We start from the raw sequence: 8,187 nt of genomic DNA on the forward strand, positions 1-8,187 counted from the left end.
GAACTCCCGGCCCCTCGCTGTGGTATATGGAAGTAACGCCTGTTCCAAGCCACAGCGAGGTAAGGACGATGCAAACCCTTCACTGTGAATACCGCGACCACACCATCACCGCCAGCGTGATGCCCCACCCCGACTCTCCCCTGCCCTATGCTGCAGGCTGCGTGATCACCGACCCTGCCGGCCACAGCAGCAGGCGACTATCGATGCCGATGAAATTCTTCGCCGACCTGGAGAACGCCCAGCACGTGTCCCTGGCCCATGGCCGGGCGCTGGTTGACCAGCAGCTGGATGAGAAGGATCAGCGGGTGTTCTGATAACCCCACGCCAGCAGCCAGCACCCACAGAGATTGCGCTTCGCTCACAGGCAAAGCGAGCAGTGTGGGAGCCGGCTTGCCGGCGATACGGCGCCCTTCTATACCCAATCATCCTTCACGGGCATACGCCACGGCAGCCGCCACCTGTTCGGCTGTCGGCCGGACCCCGGTGTACAACACGAACTGCTCCAGCGCCTGAAGCGCGATGACGTCGAGGCCGGTGATCACCGGTTTGCCCAGCGCCTCGGCGGCGCGGATCAGCGGTGTGCGTGCAGGCAGGGCAACCACATCGAATACCCGCTCGGCCGCCGCGATTGCGGTTTCGCTGAAGGCCAGCTGGTCGGCCTCCGGACCCCCGGCCATGCCGATCGGCGTGACGTTGATCAGCATCGGCGGGCAACGGTCCTGCAGTTCAGGCAGCCAACGGTAGCCGCAAACATCCGCCAGTTGCCGCCCGGCCTGCTCGTTGCGGGCGACGATGATGCCGTCGCGAAAACCAGCGTCGCGCAGCGCGCTGGCCACCGCCTTGGCCATGCCACCGCTGCCGCGCAGGGCGAAGCCGGTCGCCGGGTCGACCCGCCGCTCGGCCAGTAGCTGCCGTACCGCCAGGTAGTCAGTGTTGTAGGCCTTCAGATGGCCTGCGGTATTGACCAGGGTGTTCACCGAGTCGATGGCCGCCGCCGAGGGGTCGACCTCGTCCACCAACGCCAGGCAGGCTTCCTTGTAGGGCATCGATACGCCGCAACCGCGAATACCCAGGGCGCGGATGCCGGCCACGGCGGCCGGCAGGTCCTGGGTGGTCATGGCCTTGTAGTAATAGTCCAGGCCCAACTGCTGATACAGATGGTTGTGAAAGCGCACGCCGAACGTACCGGGGCGCCCGGCCAGGGAAATGCACAACACGGTGTCCCTGCTCGGTGAATGGCTCATCGCGGTTCCTCTGTCATGGCTGAATCGATTGCGCCAGCGTACCAGACCCCGCCGCCGGTCGCCCCTTACACAACCTTTACCCTTTGCCATGGCGCGGTTGACCGAGAGTGCGGTCATAGTAGACAGACCCCGAACGTGGGGTTGTCTTGCGAGGTGTCGCCATGAAGCGTTTCATCCCCGGAATCGCCCTGCTGGTCGGCGCGCTGGCAATCAGCGGGCAAGCCTCGGCCCATGGTGGCGGCTGGTACGGCCCGGGGCCGGTGATCGGCGCGGCCGTGGTGGGCGCGGTGGTCGGGGCGGCCGTATCGGGCGGCCACGACCGCACTGTCTACGTCGAACGCCAGCCGGCCTACTATCCACCGCCACCGGTCTATGTGCAGGCGCCGCCACCGCCGGTGTATTACCAGCCCTATGTGGTCGAGCGCTATGTGCCCGCCCCGCCGCCGGTCTACCGCCGCTATTATGGCCCGCCGCCGGTGTACTACGGCCCGCCGCGCTGGTAAGCGGCATAGTTGATAAAAGCAATGACCACTATCGAGGACATTGATTTCAAACCCTGAAGACGCCTGGGTAAGGTAGGGCCATGTTCGAGAGGAGATCCGCCATGGCCCCGATCCAGATCATGTCCGTTGTCGGCAGCGCAGTCCCCAGCAGCCTGCGCCAACAGGGCCTTTTGGCCTGCTGGTACCTGCTGCGCGACGGTGAAGCCATCAGCGGCCCGTTGACCAGCCGCCGCTGCGCCGAGACCCTGGCCGGCCGCTTGCTCGACCAGACCTGGGTCGCCTGACCCCGAATTTGTTGTGTGTTGCTCCCTAAGCCCTTGTAGCCCGCCACCCGGCGGGCTTTTTTTGCTCGCCAGCCAGCCACCTACAAATGCCCCGCCCACACGGCAAGTGGCAGTGGCGGTTGCTGGTCGAGGATACGGCGCCAGATCAAGCTCAACCGCTCGCCATCGAACAGGGAGGCGGCACCGCCACCAATCCAGCCCCTGGGCTGGATCACCGTCCATTGCCCTGCGGCATCACGCCGGGCCATTTCGAAGCGGAAACTGTAGTTGCCTGGCATGCCCATGCGCAGGTCGGTGACCACCAGCGAGTCACCCATGATGTCGTAGCGCAGCCAGTCATCGGTGAACCAGCGCAGGCGCTCGTACAGTGGCGAGCCCGCCAGTACCTTGGCAGCCTCCAGATTGCGCGACTGGTGCAGCATCTCCGGAGGTTCGCGATCGAACCCGCTGCTCACGCCCTCGTAGTAACCGCCATCCGGGGTTTTCGCCAGCACCCGCCAGATCAGGCTGTTGAAGGCGATGGGCACCGCGCGGACCTCACTGGCCTCGACCCCCTGCGCCTGCAAGGCCAGGTGGAAACGTTGCTCGGCGGCCATGCGCCCGGCCAGGCCGAAGCCCAGGTAGAGCGTGCTGCATCCCAGTGCCAGGCACAGCATCGCGGTCGCCCTGCCTTTCAGGCCCCTGATCGCCGCATAGCCCACCGCCAGCAGCAACGGCACGGTATACACCGGATCGATGATGAACACCGCCGCCCAGCTTTCCGGCGTCAGGTGCAGGGGCCAGAACAGCTGGGTGCCATAAACGGTGAAGGCGTCGAGCACCGGGTGGGTGACCAGCGCCAGCCAGAAGGCCAGGAACAGCCTGCCTGGGGTATAGCCTCGGCCTGGCCAACGCCAGGCGACCAGCCAGGCAAGCAACAGGGCCAGGCCGGTCAGGACGAAGATCGAATGGGAAAAGCCACGGTGGAAGGTCATCTGCGACACCGGGTCGGCGTAGCGGATCACCACATCCAGGTCGGGCAATGTCCCCAGGGCGGCGCCGTAGATCAGCGAGCGGCGGCCCTGGATACGGCCCAGTACGGCGCCTTGCAGGGCCGCGCCGAGCACGGCTTGGGTGATTGAGTCCACGGCAAACGTCTCGTGCAGGGTCTATCAGATGGCGTGACGCAACATCGCCAGTACCTGCGCATGCAGCGCCGGATCGCCACACGCCACCACGCAGCCCCCGTCCTGGGCCGAGCCGCCATCCCAGGAGGTGATGACCCCACCCGCGCCTTCGATGATCGGCATCAACGCCTGCACGTCGTACGGCTGCAGGCTGGCCTCGACGATCACATCGACGAATCCGGACGCCAGCATGCAGTAGGCATAGCAATCACCGCCATAACGCATCAGCCGGGCCTTGCCGGCGACCGCCTCGAACGCCGCCTTGCGCGCCGGGGTGTCGAACATGTCGGGGGTGGTGCACATCAGCGTGGCCGACGCCAGGTCGGCGCAGGCGCGGGTCTTAAGCGCCGTGCCATTGCCCCAGGCGCCGTGCGGGGTGCCGATGAAGCGTTCGCCGGTGAACGGCTGGTTCATCACCCCGAGCACCGGGCGGGTACCGTCGTTGAGAGCAATCAGCGTGCCCCACAGCGGCAGGCCGGTGATGAAGGCGCGGGTGCCATCGATCGGGTCGAGTACCCAGGTCAGCGGGCTGCTGCCCAGTGCCGCGCCCTGCTCTTCACCCAGTATGCCGTGGGTGGGATAGTGAGCCTGGATCAGCGCGCGCATGGCCTCTTCGGCGGCCTTGTCGGCGATGGTCACAGGGTCGTACAGGCGCCCCCCCTTGTCCTCGACATCCAGGCTGGCACGAAAGTAAGGCTGGATCGCCGCCGCGGCGGCATCGGCCAGTTGCTCGGAGAAAGAGCGGAATTCGCCGATCTGTTCAGCGCTCAGGGACATGGGGCGGTCTCGTTGTGGGATGGGATGCGCATCATACCCGAGTCGTGCGCGGACACACCTGCGGCGTCACCCATGATATTGTTATGCCATTATCGCTGCTTCATTTAACCGTCACTGATTCGTTGTACTAGGATAGCTAGCAGCCCCGATGGCCCGGCCGACAGTCAAGGATGCTGGTTGCTGGCGCAAGGGCCTCCGTTCCACCGCCTATCATGGATGACACGATGAATTCGCACCTGCTTTTTCCGCAGATCGGTAAAGTCATAGCCAGTACCGGCAGCCGCCATTTCCCCCGGCACCTGCACGACCTGATCCAGACCCACCTGACCATCGACGCCACGCATATCCGCCAACTGCGCATCAACCCGGCCTGCGCCAGCCAGCCAGACGCGACCCTGATCAGCGAGACGGTGTTCAGCGCCGGCGATACGGGTGACGGCTTCGACGACCCGGCGCGCCTGCACCTGGCCCGGCGCAAGGATGGTTTCCGCTACGAAATCACGGTATTGCGGGCCGACACCCGCGTTGGCTTCTCAGCTACCGATCGCAGCCGGCTGGAGGACATTTCGCCCTTGCTGCTGCCCATGCTGGAAAAACACATCAATGCCCTGCAGCCTGCCGCGCCGGTACCCGCAGACCCCGACAGCCTCGAACAGCGTTTTCTCGAACGCCTGCGTCAGACCGGCATCCGCCTGTCCGAGCGCGAAATGCAGGTGTGCGAAGGCTTGCTGGCCGGGCGCACGGCGCCGCAGCAGGCCGAGCATCTGCGGCTCAAGGTCAATACGGTGGAAAGTTACCTGCGCCGGGCGGCGATCAAGCTGGGCATCAGCGGACGCCACTCGCTGATGCGCTGGATGTATGCAGAGATCTAGCCAGACCGCATGCCCACAGGCACGCAAGATCGAGCACCGCGCAGGCGGCGCTCGATCCCGAGCGCTCAGGCCTAGTCCCGTGCCAACGCCTCGATAGGGTCCAGCCGCGCCGCATTGCGCGCCGGCACGAAGCCGAACACGATGCCGATCAAGGTCGAGCAGACGAACGCCGTGACCACCGATCCCAGTGAGAACACCATCTCCCACTGCTTGACGAAAAGCGCGAACAGATACCCGATCCCATAGGACAACCCGATCCCGATCACCCCGCCGATCAGGCAGACCATCACCGCCTCCACCAGGAACTGCTGGCGGATATCCGACTGCCGCGCCCCCACTGCCATACGGATGCCGATCTCGCGGGTGCGCTCGGTAACCGACACCAGCATGATGTTCATCACCCCGATCCCCCCCACCACCAACGAAATCACTGCGATCAGCGACAACAGCAGGGTCAGCGAGCGGCTGGTCTTCTGCACGGTCTGCATGATGCTGTCGAGGTTGTTGGTGAAGAAATCCTTGGTGCCGTGGCGCTGCAGCATCAGTTTGTTGACCTCCTCCTCCACCCGCTTGCTCGGCATGCCGTCCTTGATCCGCACACTGATGCTGTCCAGGTGGCGCTGGCCAAGCACGCGCCCGGCGGCGGTCTCGTAGGGCATCCACACGTTCAGGGTGTTGCCGGCGACGAACAGGTTCTTGTTCTCGGCGGTCACGCCGATCACCGTGCACGGCAAGTTGCCGACCAGGATCACCTGCCCAAGCGGGTTGAACCCATCGCCGAACAGGCGCTTGCGCGTGTTGTGGTCGATCACCACCACCTGTGCCTGGCGCCGGGCATCATCGGCGCTGAACACGATCCCTGCGGCCAAGGGGATGTTGCGCACCTGGAAGTACTGCTCGCTGACACCGTTTAGCTGCACATCGGCGTCGATGTTGCGGTAGCGCACCAGCGAACTCTGACCGATCACCGGGGTGGCGCTGTCGACGTAGTAGAGTTCGTTGAGCGCGGTCACGTCAGCCGGCACCAGGGTCTCGATGGCCTTGGCCCGGCTGTCGCCGAAACTGGTGCCGGAGTAGATGTCGATGGTGTTGCTGCCGATCGCCTGGATGTCCTTGAGCACGTAGCCCTTGGCGCCCTCGCCGATGGCCGAGATCGACACCACCGAAGTGATGCCGATGATGATCCCGAGCATGGTCAGCAGGGTGCGCATTCGGTGCGAGACCAGGGCGATCCAGGCCATCTTGAAGGCCTCGCGGAACAACCCGAGGCTGGCCACCAGCCGCCGTGGCGCCTGCTCGCGAGCGGGCGCCGCCTCGGCGGCCGGTGCAGTGGGCTCGGCGCGGGTGCGCCGGTCACTGACGATCTGCCCGTCGCTGACCTCGATGATCCGCTCGGCGTGGGCGGCGACCTTGGGGTCGTGGGTCACCAGGATCACCGTGTGCCCGGCGCCGTGCAGTTCCAGCAGGATGTTCATCACTTCCTTGCCGCTGGCGGTATCGAGCGCTCCGGTCGGCTCGTCGGCGAGGATCACCTCGCCGCCGTTCATCAGCGCCCGGCAGATACTGACCCGCTGCTGCTGGCCCCCCGACAGCTGGCTGGGCCGGTGCGCCAGGTGTCCGCCCAGGCCCAGGCGGCCCAGCAGCTCCCGCGCCCGGGCATGGCGTCCGGCCTGCGCCACGCCGGCGTACACCGCCGGGATCTCGACATTGCGCAGGGCATCCAGGTGCGGCAACAGGTGGTAGCGCTGGAAGATGAAACCGAAATGGTCACGCCGCAGCGCGGCCAGGGCGTCGTCGTCGAGATCACGGGTTTCCTGGCCGCTGACCTGGTAGCTGCCGGCGCTGGCATGGTCCAGGCAACCAAGGATGTTCATCAGCGTCGACTTGCCCGAACCCGAGGCGCCGATGATCGCCACCAGCTCGCCGGCATGGATCTCCAGGTCGATACCCTTGAGCGCCAGGAACTCGCGGTCGCCCGCCATGAAGCTGCGGCTGACCCCGTCCAGGCGCAGCAACGGCTGCTCCTCGAGTGCCGACACCGCCCGTGCCGGCGACAGTTCCACGTTCATGTTCATGCTCACGCCCCCGCCTCGCCCGACACCGGCTCGCCGATCACCACGCGGTCGCCTTCGGCCAGGCCGTCCTTGACCTGCACCTTGACGTTGTTGTTGATCCCCGCCTGGACCTTGCGCACCTGGGCGAAGCCCTTGCCATCGAGCACCCGCACCGGGAAGCTGCCGTCGGCGTCACGCGGCCCCAGCGCCGCCACCGGTACGGTGAGCACGCCCAGGGCGGTGTCGAGGACGATACGCACCTGGGCGGTCATCGAGATGCGCAGGCGGTGCTCGGGGTTGGGCACCTCGAACAACGCGTTGTAGAACACCGCGCTGGCCTGCTTGGCGGCGCCGCCGCTCTTGTCGCTGCTTTCCAGGTAGTTCTGCGGCGCGGGCTCGGTGCCGCGCAGCTTGGCGTAGTAACGTTTGTCGTCACCGAGGATGGTGAAGTACACCTGCTGGCCGGGGCTGATATGAATCACATCGGCTTCGGACACCTGGGCCTTGATGGTCATGGTGTCGAGGTCGGCGAGCTTGAGGATTACCGGCGCCAGCTGGTTGGAGATCACCGTCTGCCCTTCCTGGGTGACGATACCCACCACATGGCCATCGATCGGCGCGACGATACGGGTGTAGCCGAGGTTGACCCGGGCCGTGTCGATCTGCACCTGGGCGCTCTTGATCTGCGCGTCCAGCGAGCGCAGGTTGGCTTGTTGCACCTCGAACTCGGACTCGGCGTTCTCGAAGTCCTGGCGCGAGATCGACTCGTCGGCCTGGAGCACGTCGTAGCGTTCGTAGACCCGCTTGGCCTGCTTGAGCTTGGCCTGCACCGAGCGCCGCTCGGCCTGCAGCTTCTCGGCGTCGACCTCGGCCTGGCGCAGCGAGTTGCGCGGCACCAGCGGGTCGATTTCGGCCAGCCACTGGCCTTCGGCGACCTTGTCGCCAAGCTTCACCTTGAGCGACTTGAGTTGCCCTGAGACCTGGGCGCCGACGTCCACCTGGCGGATACCTTCCAGGGTGCCGGTGGCCAGCACCGCGTTTTCGATATCGCCACGCTCGACCGTGGCGGTGATGTACTGCGGCGGCTTGGCCGGGGCCTGCACCGCGTACAGCACGATGCCGGCGACCAGGGCCGCGGCGACACCGAGGGTGATCTTGCGAAACTTCGTCTTTTCCATAAAACCGTTCTTCCTGAAGCTGATGAGGTCCCGTGGGAGCAGGCTTGCCCCGCGATAACGCCACTCCAAGGTGACGCCATCACTTTGCAAGCCCGCTCTCACGACGGTG

9 protein-coding genes are annotated in these 8,187 nt (G+C 65.6%); 4 read left to right on the top strand and 5 right to left on the bottom strand.

Translation table 11 applies throughout. The annotated features are described in order from the left end of the window. Positions 1–68 precede the first annotated feature (68 nt). On the top strand, positions 69–314 hold the full coding sequence (locus ACZ9C1_RS06840; protein ID WP_046855428.1) for a hypothetical protein: 246 nt from the start codon (positions 69–71) through the stop codon (positions 312–314). Positions 315–422: 108 nt separating this feature from the next. Here the strand turns inward: ACZ9C1_RS06840 and ACZ9C1_RS06845 are convergent, their stop codons facing one another. Next, positions 423–1,244, bottom strand: a complete 822-nt coding sequence (locus ACZ9C1_RS06845) for a shikimate 5-dehydrogenase (protein ID WP_111532764.1) — start codon at positions 1,242–1,244, stop codon at positions 423–425. Between the two features lie 161 nt (positions 1,245–1,405). Between ACZ9C1_RS06845 and ACZ9C1_RS06850 the strand changes: the two genes are divergently transcribed. After that, a complete protein-coding gene (locus ACZ9C1_RS06850; RefSeq protein ID WP_038706052.1) occupies positions 1,406–1,747 on the top strand; it encodes a hypothetical protein in 342 nt (113 codons plus the stop codon). A 101-nt stretch (positions 1,748–1,848) separates the two neighbouring features. Further along, the gene (locus ACZ9C1_RS06855; RefSeq protein ID WP_102683888.1) at positions 1,849–2,031 is read left to right on the top strand and encodes a hypothetical protein; all 183 of its coding nucleotides are present in this window, start codon (positions 1,849–1,851) and stop codon (positions 2,029–2,031) included. Between the two features lie 80 nt (positions 2,032–2,111). Here ACZ9C1_RS06855 and ACZ9C1_RS06860 read toward each other — a convergent pair whose 3' ends face one another. Further along, entirely contained in the window at positions 2,112–3,158 is a 1,047-nt protein-coding gene (locus ACZ9C1_RS06860; protein WP_476253791.1) for a metal-dependent hydrolase, read from the bottom strand. Between the two features lie 24 nt (positions 3,159–3,182). After that, entirely contained in the window at positions 3,183–3,974 is a 792-nt protein-coding gene (hisN, locus tag ACZ9C1_RS06865; RefSeq protein WP_476253792.1) for a histidinol-phosphatase, read from the bottom strand. Positions 3,975–4,198: 224 nt separating this feature from the next. On the opposite strand from hisN, the gene ACZ9C1_RS06870 reads away from it, so the two are divergent. Further along, entirely contained in the window at positions 4,199–4,846 is a 648-nt protein-coding gene (locus ACZ9C1_RS06870) for a helix-turn-helix transcriptional regulator (RefSeq protein ID WP_434729391.1), read from the top strand. A gap of 71 nt (positions 4,847–4,917) precedes the next feature. Here ACZ9C1_RS06870 and ACZ9C1_RS06875 read toward each other — a convergent pair whose 3' ends face one another. Further along, entirely contained in the window at positions 4,918–6,921 is a 2,004-nt protein-coding gene (locus ACZ9C1_RS06875) for a MacB family efflux pump subunit (protein ID WP_198754343.1), read from the bottom strand. A gap of 2 nt (positions 6,922–6,923) precedes the next feature. After that, positions 6,924–8,078 (bottom strand): macrolide transporter subunit MacA, encoded by a 1,155-nt coding sequence (macA, locus tag ACZ9C1_RS06880; RefSeq protein ID WP_110701405.1) that lies wholly within the window; start codon positions 8,076–8,078, stop codon positions 6,924–6,926. Positions 8,079–8,187: the final 109 nt, after the last annotated feature.

This window comes from Pseudomonas sp. TE21435, assembly GCF_056279265.1.

Bases quoted from the DNA above. Each gene is read 5' to 3' on its own strand.
- ACZ9C1_RS06840 (WP_046855428.1), top strand. From the start codon at position 69: ATGCAAACCCTTCACTGTGAATACCGCGACCACACCATCACCGCCAGC.
- ACZ9C1_RS06845 (WP_111532764.1), bottom strand. From the start codon at position 1,244: ATGAGCCATTCACCGAGCAGGGACACCGTGTTGTGCATTTCCCTGGCC.
- ACZ9C1_RS06850 (WP_038706052.1), top strand. From the start codon at position 1,406: ATGAAGCGTTTCATCCCCGGAATCGCCCTGCTGGTCGGCGCGCTGGCA.
- ACZ9C1_RS06855 (WP_102683888.1), top strand. From the start codon at position 1,849: ATGGCCCCGATCCAGATCATGTCCGTTGTCGGCAGCGCAGTCCCCAGC.
- hisN (WP_476253792.1), bottom strand. From the start codon at position 3,974: ATGTCCCTGAGCGCTGAACAGATCGGCGAATTCCGCTCTTTCTCCGAG.
- ACZ9C1_RS06870 (WP_434729391.1), top strand. From the start codon at position 4,199: ATGAATTCGCACCTGCTTTTTCCGCAGATCGGTAAAGTCATAGCCAGT.
- ACZ9C1_RS06875 (WP_198754343.1), bottom strand. From the start codon at position 6,921: ATGAACATGAACGTGGAACTGTCGCCGGCACGGGCGGTGTCGGCACTC.
- macA (WP_110701405.1), bottom strand. From the start codon at position 8,078: ATGGAAAAGACGAAGTTTCGCAAGATCACCCTCGGTGTCGCCGCGGCC.